Source organism: Thalassolituus oleivorans MIL-1, from assembly GCF_000355675.1.
Lineage (GTDB): Bacteria > Pseudomonadota > Gammaproteobacteria > Pseudomonadales > Oceanobacteraceae > Thalassolituus > Thalassolituus oleivorans.
Genome location: NC_020888.1, coordinates 2,881,559 through 2,899,945 on the forward strand (window position 1 = coordinate 2,881,559; position 18,387 = coordinate 2,899,945).

The 18,387-nt window shown below is 44.5% G+C and carries 15 protein-coding genes and 1 other RNA gene; 4 read left to right on the forward strand and 12 right to left on the reverse strand.

The annotated features are described in order from the left end of the window. Positions 1-190: 190 nt before the first annotated feature. Both dnaK and grpE read right to left on the reverse strand, forming a co-directional pair. On the reverse strand, positions 191-2,101 hold the full coding sequence (gene dnaK, locus TOL_RS13220; RefSeq protein WP_015487851.1) for a molecular chaperone DnaK: 1,911 nt from the start codon (positions 2,099-2,101) through the stop codon (positions 191-193). 119 nt (positions 2,102-2,220) lie between these two features. Next, positions 2,221-2,793, reverse strand: a complete 573-nt coding sequence (gene grpE, locus TOL_RS13225) for a nucleotide exchange factor GrpE (protein ID WP_025264889.1) — start codon at positions 2,791-2,793, stop codon at positions 2,221-2,223. Between the two features lie 150 nt (positions 2,794-2,943). On the opposite strand from grpE, the gene recN reads away from it, so the two are divergent. Further along, positions 2,944-4,617 carry a DNA repair protein RecN gene (gene recN / locus TOL_RS13230; RefSeq protein ID WP_015487853.1) on the forward strand — a complete coding sequence of 558 codons (1,674 nt, stop codon included), beginning with the start codon at positions 2,944-2,946 and terminating at the stop codon, positions 4,615-4,617. 90 nt (positions 4,618-4,707) lie between these two features. On the opposite strand, the gene fur is transcribed toward recN, so the two are convergent. Continuing rightward, the gene (gene fur, locus TOL_RS13235) at positions 4,708-5,112 is read right to left on the reverse strand and encodes a ferric iron uptake transcriptional regulator (RefSeq protein WP_015487854.1); all 405 of its coding nucleotides are present in this window, start codon (positions 5,110-5,112) and stop codon (positions 4,708-4,710) included. Between the two features lie 89 nt (positions 5,113-5,201). On the opposite strand from fur, the gene TOL_RS13240 reads away from it, so the two are divergent. Beyond that, positions 5,202-5,600, forward strand: coding sequence for an outer membrane protein assembly factor BamE (locus TOL_RS13240; RefSeq protein ID WP_015487855.1), 399 nt, complete (start codon positions 5,202-5,204; stop codon positions 5,598-5,600). A gap of 62 nt (positions 5,601-5,662) precedes the next feature. Here TOL_RS13240 and TOL_RS13245 read toward each other — a convergent pair whose 3' ends face one another. From TOL_RS13245 to TOL_RS13255, 3 genes are read right to left on the reverse strand one after another with little or no spacing between them, the layout of a single operon-like run. After that, entirely contained in the window at positions 5,663-5,959 is a 297-nt protein-coding gene (locus TOL_RS13245) for an RnfH family protein (RefSeq protein ID WP_015487856.1), read from the reverse strand. Beyond that, positions 5,952-6,383 (reverse strand): type II toxin-antitoxin system RatA family toxin, encoded by a 432-nt coding sequence (locus TOL_RS13250; RefSeq protein ID WP_015487857.1) that lies wholly within the window; start codon positions 6,381-6,383, stop codon positions 5,952-5,954. Before TOL_RS13250 ends, TOL_RS13245 begins: the two co-directional genes overlap by 8 nt. A gap of 27 nt (positions 6,384-6,410) precedes the next feature. After that, positions 6,411-7,904: a sodium-dependent transporter gene (locus TOL_RS13255; RefSeq protein WP_015487858.1), complete on the reverse strand. Its 1,494-nt coding sequence runs from the start codon at positions 7,902-7,904 to the stop codon at positions 6,411-6,413. Positions 7,905-8,013: 109 nt separating this feature from the next. On the opposite strand from TOL_RS13255, the gene smpB reads away from it, so the two are divergent. Both smpB and ssrA read left to right on the forward strand, forming a co-directional pair. Continuing rightward, positions 8,014-8,496 carry an SsrA-binding protein SmpB gene (gene smpB / locus TOL_RS13260; protein WP_025264886.1) on the forward strand — a complete coding sequence of 161 codons (483 nt, stop codon included), beginning with the start codon at positions 8,014-8,016 and terminating at the stop codon, positions 8,494-8,496. Positions 8,497-8,617: 121 nt separating this feature from the next. Then, positions 8,618-8,973: a transfer-messenger RNA gene (gene ssrA / locus TOL_RS18805) on the forward strand. A 71-nt stretch (positions 8,974-9,044) separates the two neighbouring features. Here the strand turns inward: ssrA and TOL_RS13265 are convergent. The 6 genes from TOL_RS13265 to TOL_RS13290 all read right to left on the reverse strand — a co-directional run bounded on the left by TOL_RS13265 (position 9,045) and on the right by TOL_RS13290 (position 18,237). Then, positions 9,045-12,341 carry a type I restriction endonuclease subunit R gene (locus TOL_RS13265; RefSeq protein ID WP_015487860.1) on the reverse strand — a complete coding sequence of 1,099 codons (3,297 nt, stop codon included), beginning with the start codon at positions 12,339-12,341 and terminating at the stop codon, positions 9,045-9,047. A 141-nt stretch (positions 12,342-12,482) separates the two neighbouring features. Then, the gene (locus TOL_RS13270) at positions 12,483-13,430 is read right to left on the reverse strand and encodes a nucleotidyl transferase AbiEii/AbiGii toxin family protein (RefSeq protein ID WP_015487861.1); all 948 of its coding nucleotides are present in this window, start codon (positions 13,428-13,430) and stop codon (positions 12,483-12,485) included. Positions 13,431-13,479: 49 nt separating this feature from the next. Continuing rightward, on the reverse strand, positions 13,480-14,085 hold the full coding sequence (locus tag TOL_RS13275; protein WP_015487862.1) for a type IV toxin-antitoxin system AbiEi family antitoxin domain-containing protein: 606 nt from the start codon (positions 14,083-14,085) through the stop codon (positions 13,480-13,482). 380 nt (positions 14,086-14,465) lie between these two features. Beyond that, the gene (locus TOL_RS13280; RefSeq protein WP_015487863.1) at positions 14,466-16,151 is read right to left on the reverse strand and encodes a DUF262 domain-containing protein; all 1,686 of its coding nucleotides are present in this window, start codon (positions 16,149-16,151) and stop codon (positions 14,466-14,468) included. Between the two features lie 17 nt (positions 16,152-16,168). Then, on the reverse strand, positions 16,169-16,861 hold the full coding sequence (locus TOL_RS13285) for a hypothetical protein (RefSeq protein ID WP_015487864.1): 693 nt from the start codon (positions 16,859-16,861) through the stop codon (positions 16,169-16,171). Next, positions 16,858-18,237 carry a restriction endonuclease subunit S gene (locus tag TOL_RS13290; protein WP_015487865.1) on the reverse strand — a complete coding sequence of 460 codons (1,380 nt, stop codon included), beginning with the start codon at positions 18,235-18,237 and terminating at the stop codon, positions 16,858-16,860. The genes TOL_RS13285 and TOL_RS13290 overlap by 4 nt, the downstream gene beginning before the upstream one ends. Between the last annotated feature and the right edge of the window lie 150 nt (positions 18,238-18,387).

Here is an 18,387-nt window from a genome sequence, read left to right on the forward strand (position 1 = left end):
CCAGACGACCGCGATTTACGCCTTAAGGGGGGATTATTCAGTGCAGTTTTGTGTTCGGTTTTGCCCAATACACAGAGTACCGGCACGTAATAACTAGGAAACTTTTTACTCAAACTAATGAAGCAAAAAAACGCGACAGCCCTCAATGAAGACTGCCGCGCCCCTGTCAATCAGTGGCCTGCGGCCCCGATTACTTGTCTTTCACTTCTTCAAACTCGGCATCAACCACATCATCATCTTGAGCTGATTGGTCATCACCTTGTTTAGCGCCTTCGGCTGCTTGAGCTTGTTCTGCGTACAACTTCTGAGCCAAAGAAGCAGAGGCTTCTGTTAGCGCATTGGTTTTCGCTTCGATCTCAGCGATGTCATCGCCTTTAAATACAGCTTCAAGATCTGTAATAGCCGCTTCAATCGCAGATTTCTCTTCAGCAGTGGCTTTGTCGCCAGCTTCTTCTAGAGTTTTGCGAGTTGCGTGAATCAAACCATCCGCTGTATTACGAGCTTGCACTAGGCTTTCAAACTTTTTATCCGCTTCAGCGTTAGCTTCAGCATCGGCTACCATTTTCTCGATTTCTTCATCACTCAAACCTGAAGACGCCTTGATCACGATAGACTGAACTTTGCCCGTTGCCTTATCTTTCGCACTTACGTTCAAGATACCGTTGGCATCAATGTCGAACGTCACTTCAATTTGTGGCATACCACGCTGTGCTGGCGGAATATCAGCCAAATCAAAACGACCAAGAGACTTATTCTGTGCCGCTTGCTTACGCTCACCCTGCACAACGTGAATCGTCACTGCTGTTTGGTTATCTTCAGCGGTTGAGAACACTTGTGATTTCTTAGTAGGAATCGTGGTGTTCTTATCAATCACTGGCGTAGCAACGCCACCCATGGTTTCAATACCCAGAGTCAGCGGTGTTACGTCTAACAGTAATACGTCTTTCACGTCGCCTGAAAGAACCGCACCTTGAATTGCTGCGCCTACGGCAACCGCTTCATCAGGGTTTACGTCTTTACGTGGCTCTTTACCAAAGAAATCAGCAACCGCTTTCTGCACCATAGGCATACGGGTCTGGCCACCAACCAAGATTACTTCATCAATCTCAGAAGCACTCAGGCCAGCATCTTTCAATGCCATGGCACAAGGATCCATAGAGCGCTTAACCAGCTCTTCAACCAAGCTTTCTAATTTCGCGCGAGTCACTTTCACATTTAAATGCTTAGGACCTGACGCATCAGCCGTGATGTATGGCAAGTTCACATCAGTTTGTTGTGACGAAGACAACTCAACCTTGGCTTTTTCCGCACCTTCTTTCAGACGTTGCAAGGCCAAAGGATCGTTGTGCAAATCAATGCCCGTGTCTTTCTTAAATTCGGCTGCTAAATATTCGATCAAACGTAAGTCGAAATCTTCACCACCTAAGAAAGTATCACCGTTAGTCGCCAATACTTCGAATTGCTTTTCGCCATCAACATCAGCAACTTCGATAATAGAAATATCGAATGTACCACCACCTAAGTCGTAAACCGCGATAGTACGGTCACCACCGGTTTTATCCATACCGTACGCTAAAGCAGCCGCGGTTGGCTCGTTGATAATACGCTTAACGTCTAGGCCTGCGATTTTACCCGCATCTTTAGTTGCTTGACGTTGTGAATCGTTAAAGTAAGCAGGAACAGTAATCACCGCTTCAGTTACCTTTTCGCCAAGATAATCTTCGGCGGTTTTCTTCATTTTCTTCAGAATTTCTGCCGAAATTTGTGGCGGTGCGAATTTTTGATCGCGTACAGCAACCCATGCATCGCCGTTATCGGCTTCAATGATTTTGTACGGCACCATAGAGATGTCTTTCTGTACAACGTCATCTTTAAATTTACGGCCAATTAGACGCTTAACTGCGAATAAAGTGTTGTGCGGGTTAGTAACCGCCTGACGCTTAGCCGATTGACCTACTAAAACTTCTTCGTCGGCATACGCAACGATGGAAGGAGTGGTACGATCGCCTTCTGCGTTTTCAATAACTTTTGGTTTGTCGCCATCAAGGATTGCCACACATGAGTTGGTGGTTCCGAGGTCAATACCGATAATTCTACCCATACTATTACTCTCCAAATCTCTGGGCGCAAAGCCCAAATATTGTAATGATTAATTGTGTTGTTCGATGACTTCTATATTGGTGCTGGAATTTCTATTTCAAGGCTATACCAGTACAAAAATTAAGCTTTTTCGTCTATTTGTGCCGCGCCCTTACTGACCATCACCATCGCTGGACGCAATAAACGACCGTGCAATGTGTAGCCCTTCTGCATCACTGCAATCACAGTATTTGGGGCCAAATCCGGATTTTCAATCATTGACATTGCTTGATGAAACTCAGGATTAAAGGTTTCACCTTCGGGATTAACCACATCAACATTGAAGCGAGCCAGCGATGAAATAAAACCGCTTAGGGTCATTTCAATGCCATCTCGAATTGCCTTCGTCGCTTCCTCTTCTGGCGCTGCAGCTAGGCCGCGCTCTAAATTATCAACGACGCCCACCATCTCAGCGGCGAATTTTTCCAAACCAAACTTATGTGCTTTTTCGACATCAAGCTCAGCACGGCGACGTACGTTTTGCATTTCCGCTTGGGTACGCAACATTTGCTCTTTGAGCTCAGCTATCTCTTTCTGAGCATCCGCCAGAGCCGTTGATTCAGGCGAAGCGTCCGCTGCGTCCTCGGTTTCAGCAGCAACCTCAGGGGCTACCTGTTCCAGGGTCTCGTCTTGAACCTTTTGCTCGTCTGACATGTATCTATCCTCATTCACATACAAGAAATCTGACTCCTATATGGGGGTCACAAATTGTGTTTCAAGGGCGCTGTTCAAAACTTCACTTGACAATAAGCACCACTGTATATAAAAACACTGTATATCCATTCAGATACTGGAGCGCATACCATGCTAGCAAATCTGTCCATTCATCAATTCGCCCTCGTCGAACACATGGAATTAGAGTTCGGTGCAGGAATGTCGGTTATTACTGGCGAGACGGGTGCCGGTAAGTCCATTTTGCTCGATGCCTTAGGTTTAGCCTTAGGCCAACGAGCAGAAGCAGGATGCGTGCGCAAAGGCGCAAGCAAAGCCGAGGTATGCGCCACATTTAAGACCAATAGCAACGCCCAAGCTTGGTTAAAAAGCTATGATTTCCCTAGCGATGACGAAGTTATTTTACGCCGAATAATTTCGGCTGAAGGTCGTTCACGCGGCTACATAAATGGCCGCCCTGTGCCTGCTAACGACTTAAAAGAAATCGCTAGCCACTTAATTGATGTGCATTCACAGCATGCTCACCAACGCTTGCTAGAAAAAGACACCCCGAGACAGCTGCTCGACAGCTATGCTGGGCTATCGGAACAAACGACCAAAGTCAGTGGGTTATATCGCCAATGGCAAACGCAATATCGCCAACTCAAAAGCCTGCAGGAAGAAAGCGCCGAGCTTCAAGCTCAACGTCAGCTATTAACCTATCAAGTTGAAGAGTTACGTGAACTGGCAATTGGTGAACTTGAACTGGATGAACTTGAAGCCGAACACAAACGTTTAGCCAATGCCGAAAACACGCTATTAAGCGGTCAATCTGCGGTTATTGCCTGCCTAGGTGACGATAACAGCGAGCAAGCCGCCACTCAGATGGTCTATCAAGCGATTCATCAGCTGCAACAAATTGATGATCGCCATCCGCACTTAGAAGAAGCCCGTGATCTCTTACAGCAAGCGCATATCCAATTAGAAGAAGCCGGTAATTCATTACAGCGCTATCTAGATGGTGTCGATATCAATCCGCATCGCTTACAGCAAATCGAAAGTCGTTTAAGCGATATCTACACGATGGCGCGCAAGCATCACATTAATGCTCAACAAGTGTATGCACATTGGCAAGAACAGGAACAAGCGCTCGCTGCTTTGTCGTTGTCAGATGAGGATTTAGCAGAATTACGAGCTGAAGTAGAATCGCTCTACCAAGCCTTCTTAAGCGAAGCTCAAGCCTTAAGCAATGCTCGCATCCATGCCGCAACACAAATGGATAAAGATATTGAAGCCCACTTTGAGGCGTTATCTCTCGGGCGAGCACGGTTTATCACCCAAGTAATTCCCCAAGATATTAAGCAAGCACAAAGCCATGGCATCGACGACATTCACTTCATCGTGCAGACCAATCCGGGAATGCCTGCAGGCCCATTGGCAAAAGTAGCATCTGGCGGTGAATTATCGCGTATTAGCTTAGCGATTCAGGTCGTCACCGCTGCTACCAGTAAAGTGCCAAGCCTAATTTTCGACGAAGTCGATGTTGGTATAGGTGGCGGCACTGCGGAACGTGTTGGTCGACTAATGCGTAAACTCGGTAACAATAGCCAAGTTATGTGCGTCACTCACCAGCCGCAAGTGGCCGCCCAAGCGCATCAGCACTTCCAAGTCAGTAAGGTCAGTGGTGATGAAGCCACTCATACGCGTATTCGGGAGCTAAGTAGCAAACAAAGAGCGGAAGAACTCGCTCGTATGTTAGGCGGGATCGAAATTACCAGCCAGACATTGGCGCATGCCTCAGAGATGCTCGCGTTGGTGCGCTCGTAATCGGCACTGTGACCTTTAACATAAAAGTAGCGCCCATAAAAAAAACCGCACTGCAGTAATGCAGTGCGGTTTTTTAAAATGACAGCCAGCTTATTTTTTACGAACGTAAAGCACTAAGCTGTGATCAACCAAATCGAACCCATGCTGTTCAGCGATTTCGTGCTGTAAGCGTTCGATTTGCGTATTGGTAAACTCGATAACAGTACCATCATCGACGTTAACCATATGATCATGGTGTTCGCCTCGCGCCAACTCAAACACCGAGTGACCACCATCAAAGTTATGACGAGTAACCAACCCAGCGCTTTCGAACTGGGTTAATACACGGTATACCGTCGCCAAACCGACATCTTCGCCCGCTTCAATTAACGCGCGATAAACATCTTCTGCACTCATGTGAGCATCTGGATCACTCTCCAAGATACTAAGAATTTTGACACGTGGCAGCGTGACTTTCAGGCCTGCCTTGCGCAATTCCACGTTTTGATCGGACATTGCCTTCCTCGAATATTTCACAGCAAGTTGAATTATCAGGTATCATCGTGGTCCTAGCTGAAAGCAACCAAAGAGACAGTACCCTGATCATGCGAGCCCTAATTCTGACCGGTTTACTTGGTTTTGCAACCCTTTCCGGCTGCACTTTTCCCGGTGTGTACAAGCTCAACGTCCAACAGGGCAATATTGTTACCCCTGAGATGCTAAGCCAACTCAAGCCTGGCATGAATCAACGCCAAGTAAGTTACGTAATGGGCAACCCTGTAATGCGTAACCCTTTTGAGCAAAAACAGTGGGATTACATCTATACCTTAGAGCAACGCGATAAGGTAGTGAAAGACTACCATGTAGTCATTCACTTCAATGACCAAGGTCTTTATACCCACTATTCTGGCGACTTACCTGCTGAAGATTTCAATGAAACGAACCAGCTCAACTCACTACCAGAAGAAGAACGAAATCTTAATACCGTACCTACCGACCTCTAGGTACTAGCTGCAAATCAAGCCCACGGTGAGTGGGCTTTTTTGTGCCGCACTCACCACCAGCCTTAGCCTTTCGCCGCCTTTGCTGCGCGGTTAGCGCGCGCTTGCTTAGGGTCAATAATCAGCGGGCGATAAATCTCTACACGGTCGCCAGCGCGCAACACCTCGCCTTCCGCATCACGTACAGCCTTACCAAAAATACCAAACTTAGCATCCGCTAATACCAACTCGGGAAATTCGGCTTCAATACCCGACAGACGTACCGCATCTAACAAGGTCGTGCCCTCAGGCACTTCAACTGCAACAATTTTTTGCTTATGAGGTAAGGCGTAGGCTACCTCGACCTGAATTTTCTCAGCCATAAATCTCATTCGCTCGTTTTACAAAAGAGTCAACCATAGCCCCAGCAACTTGTTTAAACAGGGCCCCCATAGCAGCCCCAGTGATAAAATTGCCCATTTCAAATTCCATATCCAACGACACCTTACAAGCCTCATCCGATAGTTTTTGAAAGCGCCAAGTACCCGTAAAACGACTAAAAGGTCCTTCCAGTAATCGAATATCCATACGCTCCGGGCGTACAAGGTCATTGTGAGTACTGAAGCTATGTTGCAATCCAGCCTTACTGATTGTCAGACGCGCCTCAATAAAGTTGTCATCTTCATCCAGCACCTCTGTCGCTTGGCAACCCGGCAAAAACTCGGGATAGCGGCGCACATCATTTACTAGATCAAACATTTCTTCCGCGGTATGCATCACTAATGCACTGCGCGTAATAGTCGTCATTCGCTTACCTTTTGGTTGCCAGAAGCATCATAAGATGCCGTGGATAAATACAAACAGCACCGCTGCAGGCGATACAAACCGAATCATAAAACGCCAGATTTCAAAAATCGCGGTGTTATTAACCCGAGCTTCATCCGCAACGCTGCGACGGCTCAAAAACCAACCCCCAAACAGCGAAATCAACACACCACCTAGTGGTAACAGAATGTTGGCGGTTAAAAAGTCGAGTACGTCGAAGAATGTCTTGCCTGTAATTTGAAAGTTAACGCTTTCGGTCGGCGGGTATAGCCGTTCTAACTCAGAGACATCGGCATAGGCAAACCACTCAGCCTCGGGCAACTGGACACTCGTTGCATCAGCCTGCTCCGCTACTGTTGGTGTCACATGGACGAAAAATTGATTATTCGACCAATCATTAAACGAGAAAACCGTGCCGATACCTAAAAACCAAGCCAGCGCACAGACAATGAAGGTTGAACGGCCGCGACCAACACCCTTCTCGACACACCAAGCGACCGCAGGCTCAGCAATAGAAATAGCAGAACTCCACGCCGCGATCACGACAAGAACAAAGAACGTTGTGCCAATCAGTACGCCGCCAGGCAATCCACCAAAGGCGATAGGCAAGGTCTGAAACATCAGCCCTGGGCCAGCACCCGGCTCTAAACCGTTAGTGAATACAATCGGGAATATCACTAAACCTGCGGCTAATGCCACTATTGTATCCAGAATACCCACAGCCAAAACAGTCTTACCCAGTGATGCATCTGCTGGCATATAAGCACCGTAGGCCATGATCGCGCCCATACCTAAGCTCAAAGTGAAAAACGCGTGTCCTAAAGCTACGACGACGCTTTCTTGCGACAACTTGCTGAAATCAAAGCTAAATAAGAAGTTAAACCCTTGGCTAAAACCCGGTGTCGTCAAGCTGTAGCCTAAAAGCAGTATCAACATAATGAACAACAGCGGCATCATAATACGCACTGCATTTTCCAAGCCGCGATGCACACCACGCGCAATCACAACCCCGACTAATACCATAAAAATTGTGTGATAAAGCATTAACGACTGAGGATCAGCGAGCAGGTCACTAAATACAGCCCCTGCATTCTCACCGCTAATGCCAGTAAATGTGCCGGTCGCCATCTTTACTGTGTAATACACAGTCCAGCCTGCAATCACACTGTAAAATGACAGAATACAAAACCCAGCCACAGCCCCCATCCAACCAATGCCGGCAAACATACGCGGCGCTTTTGCCGTCGCTGTGAGGCGCTCCATGGTATGAATCGGACTCATGCGCGCTTTACGACCAAGTAGCACTTCCGCCATCATGATCGGAATGCCTGCGGTTAAAATGCATAGTAAATACACCAATACAAATGCGCCGCCGCCGTTCTCACCAGCAATGTAGGGGAACTTCCAAATATTCCCTAAACCCACTGCCGATCCTGTCGCAGCCAAAATAAACGTCCAGCGACTGCTCCAGATGCCGTGCATACCGCGCTTATCTGCCGTCATATTCTTATCCTTTCTTGTAATGCGCGTATTGTCAGGGATTTACCCCCTACGCTCAAGGGCGCAGGCTACCTACTGCCCTTTCACCACAGTGTCAGTTATAATCAGCGCCATGAGCACAAACAAAAAACCTAAGTCCGGTGGCGGCACCATCGCACAGAACAAAAAAGCCCGTCACGACTACTTTCTCGAAGACAAACTCGAAGTAGGTCTGGTTCTTACCGGCTGGGAAGTAAAATCCCTGCGTGAAGGCAAATGCCAACTCGTCGACTCTTTTGTCCAAATTCACAACGGTGAAGCTTGGCTACACGGTGCATTGATTTCGCCGCTGCAGCAGGCCTCAACGCACATTGTGACCGAGCCGCGACGCGAGCGTAAGTTGCTGATGCACCGCCGTGAAATTGATCGATTGGTACAAAAAATTCAGGCCAAGGGTTACACCTGCGTCTGTACCGCGATTTATTGGAAAGGTCCAAACATCAAAGCCGAGATTGCCCTAGCCAAAGGGAAACAAAGCCACGACAAACGCGATAGCTCAAAAGATCGCGACTGGGCCAAACAAAAAGAACGCATCATGAAGCACTCTGTTCGCTGACAGCGAGCAAGGCTTGTGATACGCTGCACGACTAATGTGAATACAGGGCAAGGTTGAAAAATCAAACTCCGCCCCCACATTAAACACTACGACCTAAGGCGATTGATTAGGCGAAGAATCTGGGGATGATTAGGATTCGACGTTGATTACAAAGCTATGGGTGCATGCCGAGAGTGTATAGCGATCTCGTAAATAAACGTTATACATAGTTATAGTCGCAAACGACGAAACTTACGCACTAGCGGCTTAAGCCCGCTTACCTCCGAACTCGGGTTCCTATAGCCGGGGGACGAGGGCGACGTCTTATAGGATCGCTTGGAGGCTTCGCTCGTAGCCAAAGAGTTAAACTTAATCGAGCTCGTTCTGAACGGCCTGCCCCTCGGCCCGTGACGAACTAAATTAATAGAGACGGCTAAGCATGTAGATCCTCTAGTGGAGGATTGGCGGACGCGGGTTCAAATCCCGCCATCTCCACCATATTAAAGAAAAAGGCTCGATACCGTATTTTGGTATCGGGCCTTTTTTATTACTCCATCGAACGAGACACCTCACACCGCCAAAGTCAGCAAATCATAAATTAACTTAGAAAATCCTTTCGCTTTGATTGGGTCTGACAGTAACTGCATCATCTGGTTTTGATGCGCTGCGCTACTATCCAAAATGGCATCATCAATCGCTTTCGCAAAATCGCCTAACATCGCTTGCTCTGGGCTGTTGTTGGCAATCTGTTGCATGACCTGAATATTCTCACTGAGTTTATCGCGCACGGTGTAGGCATAGTTCACCATGTCGTTTTCAGTTAACTGATCGGTAATAAAGAGTTCGTTTAAACGCTCAATTATTTGCGACAAAAACTCTTCTTTTTTGTCTTTTGCTTTGGCTGACCCCAAACCTTCGCCCGGCACTAATTTATAATCTGCTGAGTCTTCTTTTAACTTTAAATCTTGTTGACGAATTACCGACAAACGATAGTGACTTAACACGACATCATTCAGGTTAATGTCATCGTCTTCTTCAACGACCTCACGCAACATAGGGCGCAAATTACGTGCATACAAACAGAGTTTTTCTAAATCTTTATCGTTGTAGTCCACAATCTGAGACATAAACTCGTAAAAGCGCACAAACGTGCCCAAGTCTTTCTTGAAGATTTCTAGCGCGTCTTTTTCTTGCTTACATTCTTTAAAACTATTCTCGGCATTCGCAATTAACACCGGATCATTCGTGCGCTTAGTGCGCTCAAACATCTCTTTCGCTTGTTTAAATGCCTCAATGGCTGACTTATAGCGTTTTTGCCAACGCTCAACCGCAGGCTTGCAGATGTTCGCGATGGCCGCATTGCTTTTGCTTTTTACATAAAAGGCGTTACAAAACTGCTCGACTTCTTGCCACAAGAAAATACCCGAAGCGCGCAGCTTGTCGGATAAATCAAAGATCAAATCAGGGTTGGATACATCGGCCAATTCAGCAGTTTGATAATACGGCTGAAAGGCAGACAGAATATCGTCTGGCTCATTAAAAAAGTCCAAAATGAAAGTGCCAGTTTCTGCCTTACTCGGGAAAGTACGATTTAACCGCGACAGTGTTTGTACACACTCAACCCCACCCAGTTTTTTATCAACGTACATAGCGCAGAGTTTGGGCTGATCAAAGCCAGTTTGAAACTTGTTGGCAACAATCATTACTTGGTAATCGTCGCTATCAAAGGCTTTGCGCATATCACGACCTTTGAGATTAGTGTTCATATTGGCTTCGGTGAATTTCTCGCCCAGTAATGCCGTAGCATTGGGGTCTTTCTCGTTGTATTCCACCTCACCAGAGAAGGCCACCATTGCGTGAATATTGGCATAACGTTTTTCTGCTCCTGCTCCTGAACCTAAGCCAGCAGCGCCCTTCTCAGCAATGTACTTATCAAAAGCGAGCTTGTAGCGCACGGCTTCTTTGCGCGAGCTGGTCACGACCATAGCTTTCGCTTGTCCGCCCAATAAACCCATCACGTTATCTTTAAAATGCTCGACAATGACCTGCACTTTTTGGCTAATGTTGTAATCGTGCAAACGCACCCACTGGTTCAGTTTGACCTTGGCCTTTTTGCTTTCAACCTCTTGATCGCTGCCTGCCATTTTCATGGCTAAGTTATAGGCAACTTTATAATTGGTGTAGTTTTTCAGCACATCTAAAATAAAGCCTTCTTCGATGGCTTGGCGCATCGAATACACATGGTAGGCTTCGGGCTTGTTGGTTTTAGATGGTGCTTCATTCGGCTTAGGTAAACGACCAAACTGCTCAAGCGTTTTAGTTTTAGGCGTGGCGGTAAAGGCTAAATAACTGAGATTTTTAGACGCACGACGTGAAGCCACAGCAGCATCGAGAATATCCTCGGTCGAGAGTTCTTCTTCGTCGCTTGTGGCGTCCATCATCAGCACTTCTTTTAACTGGCGCGCGGTACTGCCGGTTTGCGAACTGTGCGCTTCATCGGCAATCACCACATAATTGCGCTCTTTTAAGCTGACGCTGTTTTCGATGGCTTTTAACACATAAGGGAAGGTTTGAATGGTGACGATAATAATCGGCTGCGAGGTTTCGAGTGCTTTGGCGAGTTTTTCCGATTTAGAGCCATCGCCCTCATTGCGGTTAATGCGCCCCACCGTGCCCTCGACCGAGGTAAACTGCGAAATCGTTTCTTGCAGCTGATCGTCCAGTACCGTTCGATCTGTCACCACAATCACCGAATCAAACAGCTTATTGCCCTCCCCAGTGTGAATCGCCGATAACTGGTGCGCCGACCACGCGATAGAATTCGACTTGCCCGAACCGGCACTGTGCTGAATTAAATACTTATTGCCCGGCCCTTCCGTGCGTGCGGCATTCACCAACTTAGTGACCACATCCCACTGGTGATAACGCGGGAATATCAGCGCCTCTTTTTTGTACTTGCGCCCTTCCCAGTCTTCTTTTTCTTCAATTTGTAAATGCACAAAACGGGCGAGAATATTCAGCAAGTTATCGGGCTGTAATACCTCATTCCACAAGTATTCGGTGGCATACTGGTTTACATCCGCAGGCACGTCGTTACCCGCGCCACCCGTTGACGTCCCTTTGTTAAAAGGCAAAAAGAAAGTCGTATCGCCCTCTAAACGAGTCGCCATATACACTTCGTATTGGCTCACAGCAAAATGCACCAAAGCACCGCGTTTAAAGGTTAATAGCGGCTCGGGCTTTTTTGTGGTGGGGTCAATGGCAAAGCGGGTGGTTTTGTACTGTTTGATGGCGTTTTGCACGGCTTGCTTAAACTCAGATTTCAGCTCTAGCGTCGCCACTGGCAAGCCATTCACAAACAGGACTAAGTCGATGCGCCACCGCTTAGAACGAGTGCCTTCCTCGGCTTCATGCTCATCCGTCGCCCAAGGGCTGTAGACCAGCTCTGGCACCACGCGTAAACGGTTTTGCTGATAACGGGCTAGCGTATCGGGGTTTAGGTCGTGCTCGGGCTTAAATTGGCACAGGCTAAAACGCGTACCGCGATCACGCAGCTCGTGACGCAACACCCCTAACGTACCAAAGGAGCGCAGCTCTTTATTCGAAAACGACGCAGCTGCATTGGGGTCAGCCTTGTTTAGCTGAGCAGCAACACGCTCTAAAAACTTAGTATCGGGATCATTAGGGTATAAGGCACAGAATTTTTGCCATTGCTCATCTTGGGTGTCTTTCACAAACCCCAGCAAATCCTCTGAATATAGTGCCAACTCACGATTGTAGTGCTCGGGCTTACCCAGCAACCAACCATTCGCCACCAACTGCTGAATCATTTCGTTTTGAAATGCGAATTCACTGGCACTGGCCATTCTTTAATCCCTTATTGTTTTTAGTTCACGTTACTTAATGCGACATCACCTAATCGTACGGTCTTTCGTTTGCTGCATCCACCTACCCTAATGATAAAACTAAGCAAAATGAACGAAATACATAGCGGAACTAACGTCGACTTATTTCCATTTCCCTTCACTGACATCCCACTTGAAAGGATATTCAGCGCCTAGGGCGGCTGCTTGATAAGCGGGCTCTAAAAAACGTCGTAACCCTTGCTGTATATTTTCAAAAGACTGATCACTGACGATTCGATTTTTATTCAAGAAGGCATTCCACTGTTTATGTTTGTTCGTATCTTGCATAAATTCAGCCGTAAAAACAGACAGCATCTCTGTGCTCATCACCGTATTCCGCCGATTGAACGTCGATCTAATGGCAGAGACTAGTAGAGTACCATCAAGAGCAGTCCCATCGAGAGCATCCCCGCCGAGTAAAAAATCACCTTCCTGTAAGCCATGAATAGCAATCATCCAAATATCATAAAAATCTTTAATACGACTATTGAACAGACCCAGCGCCACCATCGCGTGAAACTTCTCAGCGATCACCGTATAAACCGGATAGATCTTCATTATAGGAGCAGGAAAATCTAAAAATGACGGAATAGTTGCCAGCCTAGCATTAGGCGTGACAGCATCGCCAAAACCAATATCAACTTGCAAACCTATTTTCGCTTTTTCTAAATGAGCAAACCCTGTGACTCTCACACCTTGATAAAGTGAGTCTTCCTTAATTCGAACACCTTGAATGGATTCAATATCAAAGATCAAACCATCATCGGCTTCTATAGCACAAATGACTTTGAAATCATTTACTAGTACATCAGTATCGTTTGATCCAAAACCCAACAAATCAATATCTTTAGTAGGACGATGCAGATCTCCCGTCCAAACCGAAAATAACATCGCCCCTTTCAAAAGAAACTGATCGTGATACTCCGACACACTCAAACGATACAATAGCCGCTGAATCGCATACTGCTGTAACACGAAATCAAATGACTCACCGCGTTCGCGCGATAAGTTCAGCAGTTTTTGGCGTATCGACGCCGCTTTATTAGTCACCAAAGGCCATTCTCCTTATGTACCTTGCTTATAAATATCGCGCAAAGAGTCAACCCAAAGACTCCATATAAGGTTGCATAACCTTCGCCACACGACACACCTTGGCGTACCTAAGCAGATCATCCATCGTGAACATTTGTGCACGCCAACCATCCTTTAGCGCTTCTAGGGCGACGTCTAACCCAATCTTATTACGGTACTTAAAACAATCGGCTACGGTTTTCGCCGGACAAAAAACCGAAACCATTACGCCATCGATTTCATGCTGCTCAACACCTTCAACCAAACCTTCATGAGACATAGTGACAAAGCGCACCGGCGGATAATGAATACGAGGACGGCGCGACTTGCGGTCAATTGCCAACCAAACTTCAAAAGGATTTTGTGTACCCAAGCCATGAAAACTCAAAGCAGACAGCAGCGCCACCACACCATTAGGTGCCAGTTTAGCGACCTCAATCAAAGACTTGTGGCGGCTGGCTTCACGATCTGGCCATTGATACAAACCACGGCCCAGCTTAAACAACACGCCTTCACGCGCTAAAATGTTTAAGTAGTCTTTGGGCAAGCCGTGAGCCAGCAAATCGCGCGGACGTATAACCCCTCGCTGTATGGCGAGATTGATCACTTGTTGGCGTTTTGAGGTTTTAGACATAAGGCATAAATTCTTAAAATGTCGGCACTTGTAAATATATGCCGACACTTTAATTTATGCAACCGCATAACGACAACTAACAGTGTTTGTACTATCGACATCCATGAACAAATAAGAAGAGACCCATTTGGGTGTGATCAAACCCAATTTGGGTATTATCTATTCATTACCCGCTATCATCGGCATCTAGAAGATGGGTAGAAGTTACTCTTATCGTTTCACTTCTTAGAGCACATTAGTAGAGTGCTCCCAAAACATCTATTTAGCATTACCAGATAGATAAAATATTTAATACAAAAACAAGAGAGAATCAGAATTGACTGACATCCTTTTTCATTAAAAAAATTACTAAAAACGATACTATTGCTTAAATATAACAGCTAGTTTAGATCCCAAACTTCAATCAATTTGTTCACCAAACGCTTTTGCCGAGCTTCAATCACTGTCGGCGTCCATTCTTTTTCCTTAATTATCTCGTTAGTTAATACAAATGCCGAGTGACCATTTCTAGGATTGAAATAAGCTGTTTTTTTCTTTTCAAATTCATAGTTATTTGCTGCACTGTTTTTAGTGCGAGAAAGCAACGCTAGATTTCCAAGACAATGAACCAAATTTTCGTGATCAAGTACACTTGGACACCACTTTTTCCATTGACTATCTTTATTAGGGTGTTGAGGCATCACATGCTCTACCGTTATCCTTGGATGGTCATATACAGCCATACCATCGCTAATTTCAGAATCCAAACGTAATAAAACCATCACTCTTATTTGTCCGACTTCATAAATAGGCCCATTAATTTGCTGTAAAGCAGATTTTTTTTCAGAATCAACTAAATGCAATGGTGATGATTCTGAAAATTCAGTACCTGCATCAATTACAGCAATTAACTTTGCATAACGCGAAATCCTATTATTTATCGCAACACGATTAATCATCAAAATTGAAGCCAACCGCTCTAAAAGTCTAAAAAACTTCAATAGCCTTTCAGCATCATTGCTATACTTGGAAAGATAATAAATAGCAGCGGGAACCCAATCATTATTATCGATCCTATTTAACCACCTGAAAGAGTTATTGATATCCTCCACATATAATGTACCCGAATAATTTTCATCCAAAATATCAGAATAAGCTTCAGAATATGGAACTAGTTTTTTATCAATAAAATTTTCAGGGTTTTTTTCAGGTTTTATTTCATTTTTAAAGTCAGCCACAACATTTGACCGTGATTTAGTGCGCATTTCAATCATTCTGATATGACTAAACAAAAAGTTAAAATTATCTCTTCCTATTCGTTCTTCAATATCTTCCCATTTTTTAGTATAGTTTTCCTGCTTTCCGTCTTTCCCAGATATTTTACTAGTAATGTGATTTTTCAGAATATCCGTTGGACTTAAATCAAGCCCACGATCATTCATAACCGAGAATATGCGATAAGCAGATTCAACATTAGGCGTAGTTACCACCACCACGAAACAACCCGTCATAAGAAACTTAGTAAGCCTCTGTAAAACTTTTTCGTCATTTTTCTCAAGCAATCTATGCATAGCCAATGCATTCTTTAAAATATTACTTTGACTATCACTTAATTTTTTATTTAGGGAAAAAAGTTCATCCAAACGATTAGATTCTTGTATATACTTGAAGAAAAAATCTTGATCTTGTGATCTGGTCTTTAATCTTGGTTTATCATCAGTCATTAAAGCTTCATCACCTTTTTGAAATATTCTCATATCTAGACTATTTGAAAAGCCATCTGTCATTATTGTTCTCAAAACAGACATGAGAATAGTAAGTGTTGTCAAACGTTGCTGACCATCAACTACTTGAGAAGAAGGGCCATCGGGCTTAATTAATACAAGGCTGCCTAAAAAATATGGATCAGCATCTTTAATATTCTCGGGCTGATCTTCCAAAAACAATAAAAGATCATCAACAAGTGTAGTAGCCTGCTCCACCTGCCAAGAATAAGGGCGTTGATATCCCGGGATCTCAAATTCGTACTTATCGCAAAAAACGTCTGCTAGCGCATACTCATGTGCTTCTAATGTTTGCTTTTTCATAGTATTCCTTCACCTTTTTAATTTATAAATGCACTGATAAAATCACGAAAAACGTAAGCCATCAAAGCTACAATGGAGAATATATATGCCCCATATATATCTAGATACTCACGATCAAGAAATCTAAAAAACTTGTACTTCAACTCAAGAAAAATGACTTTAATATATTCTCTCTTTCCTATATCTAACCATATATTCACCACCTTAGCATCAGGCTCAAAAATTCCATCAATTGACCAAATGTATGATATTTCTCGACACATAGGGAATCTGGATATGTATGTCGACTCAGAATAGCCATTATTATTACATCCGATTTCAAGAGAGTAGAAATCACTAGGTGCATAATCATAGATCAGGCCTGAAGCCTCATCAGAATACTGGCACACCTTAAGAAAGTAAGGGTCTTTTAACAACCTCATATGAAGAATATTTTTGATCTTTCGTTGATGATTTTTGGCATATCCGTAATAGCGAATCAAACAAGCAAAAACCCAAAAAATCAAAAAAAATTCTAGCGCCTTCAAATTTAAGGATTCGAACTTTGCTATACCAATATTAACTTCTGTAACCTTCCCACCTAACACGCCCAATATAACGAGCATAAAAGAAGCGCCAAACACGTATTTCCTTTTTACTTTCAATCCATCATCGGAATCGATATCTATTTTAAGTTGCTCAATTTTATCGAAAATAAGTGTTGAAGTCATACTTCCTCCTTGCCTACACTAACATCCAAATCGATCCATTCCCGAACGTCGATTTTGCCGGTGACAGCGGCGGAGATTAGAGCGGTGCGGCGTTCTTTCATTAAATCAATTTGATTCAATGCTTTTCCAATAACAGAGTCATATAAGCTACATTTAATTTTTAAATTTTCAACTATTTCAATAGCTTCAACAAGCGGAGGTTTTGTAACAATTAGGTTTTCAATCACCCCCATACCTATATTTTGCTGTGTCCCAAAACTCCAATTTAGCTCAACGGCCTCTTGAAAATTTATTGAACGCATAAAATTAAGAACAAAATATGGGGAAGAATCTTCTTTACATCTAATCACAGCTAAAGGAGACCATATATTAAAATTCACATGAGTCTCAACAATAGCAGTTACACCAGTTGTTGCTCCTGATTTAACCATGTAAATATCATGTATTTTTGGTGAGTATTTTAAAGAATATCGTTCATTATCTTCTTCTGAAATATGAGCTCTGATTTTTTTAAAATCGATTTTACCGGCAGATACCGCTTCTGCAGAGATAAAAGGTACACCCTCATCAATAAAATTTGGAGTTTCATGAGGTCCATCAGTAACCGGAATTTCTACTATGTGTTTAATAGGGACGAAATCCCAATGCTCTGGCACTTCTCCTAACCACTCCACTCCCGAGTCGCGCATAGGGACATTGGAGTTGAGGCCTTTGGTGACGGCGTGGCTGATGACGGCTTGGCGCTTTTCTTTGAGCAGTTTAATGAGTTGTTGCTGCTTGTCGATCAGGGTGTCGATTTTGGCGGTTTCGTGGTCGAGGAAGTTGGCGATTTTTTCCCTTTCCAATTCTGTAGGCAAAGGAATTTCAAAACTATTCAAATTCCCCGTCGTTAGCTGATTTATCGTTGCCGTAAGGAATGAACCCGATTGATATTCAAATAAAGGTGAGTTAAATACATTTGATAAATAGTTATTGTATGGGCTTCTGAATATCGACATGAAGGCACCAAAACTAACCCCTGCAACATCTTTAGTAATCTGAGCATTCTTTCCGATTAGTGCACGACTACCATTTCGAGCACAAATCAATATATCTCCTTCACGTGTAATTAACTTTCCCGGAATTTTTTTATTAACATAAACATTATCTTCAAATTCTAATTTCTTATTTTGTATGTTTGAGGATCTTAAAACTAAAATTCCATCCCCCTCTCCAACAACATTTTCAGGAGCATATGTTAACCCTATTATTGATTCACCTAGATATTTTAGCTTTTTTACATCCCAGTGAATCGGTATCTGACTCAACCATCCCAAGTTGATGTTTTTGTACTCAGGATACGTCTTATACTTGTCGCTCAAACCCACCTTATCCATACACCTTCTCCATCTCGGTTTCGAGGCTGGCGAATAGGCAGGTCTGCATTCGGGTGAAGGCTTGCACGGCTGTCGCCAGCATGGATGCTGGCGTCAAGCCTGCAGGGACGCATTCACGGCGTGTCGAGCAAGTCGATGCCCGAAGGCTGA

Coding starts and splice junctions, on each gene's coding strand:
- dnaK (WP_015487851.1), bottom strand. CDS start 2,101: ATGGGTAGAATTATCGGTATTGACCTCGGAACCACCAACTCATGTGTG.
- grpE (WP_025264889.1), bottom strand. CDS start 2,793: ATGTCAGACGAGCAAAAGGTTCAAGACGAGACCCTGGAACAGGTAGCC.
- recN (WP_015487853.1), top strand. CDS start 2,944: ATGCTAGCAAATCTGTCCATTCATCAATTCGCCCTCGTCGAACACATG.
- fur (WP_015487854.1), bottom strand. CDS start 5,112: ATGTCCGATCAAAACGTGGAATTGCGCAAGGCAGGCCTGAAAGTCACG.
- TOL_RS13240 (WP_015487855.1), top strand. CDS start 5,202: ATGCGAGCCCTAATTCTGACCGGTTTACTTGGTTTTGCAACCCTTTCC.
- TOL_RS13245 (WP_015487856.1), bottom strand. CDS start 5,959: ATGGCTGAGAAAATTCAGGTCGAGGTAGCCTACGCCTTACCTCATAAG.
- TOL_RS13250 (WP_015487857.1), bottom strand. CDS start 6,383: ATGACGACTATTACGCGCAGTGCATTAGTGATGCATACCGCGGAAGAA.
- TOL_RS13255 (WP_015487858.1), bottom strand. CDS start 7,904: ATGACGGCAGATAAGCGCGGTATGCACGGCATCTGGAGCAGTCGCTGG.
- smpB (WP_025264886.1), top strand. CDS start 8,014: ATGAGCACAAACAAAAAACCTAAGTCCGGTGGCGGCACCATCGCACAG.
- TOL_RS13265 (WP_015487860.1), bottom strand. CDS start 12,341: ATGGCCAGTGCCAGTGAATTCGCATTTCAAAACGAAATGATTCAGCAG.
- TOL_RS13275 (WP_015487862.1), bottom strand. CDS start 14,085: ATGTCTAAAACCTCAAAACGCCAACAAGTGATCAATCTCGCCATACAG.
- TOL_RS13280 (WP_015487863.1), bottom strand. CDS start 16,151: ATGAAAAAGCAAACATTAGAAGCACATGAGTATGCGCTAGCAGACGTT.
- TOL_RS13285 (WP_015487864.1), bottom strand. CDS start 16,861: ATGACTTCAACACTTATTTTCGATAAAATTGAGCAACTTAAAATAGAT.
- TOL_RS13290 (WP_015487865.1), bottom strand. CDS start 18,237: ATGGATAAGGTGGGTTTGAGCGACAAGTATAAGACGTATCCTGAGTAC.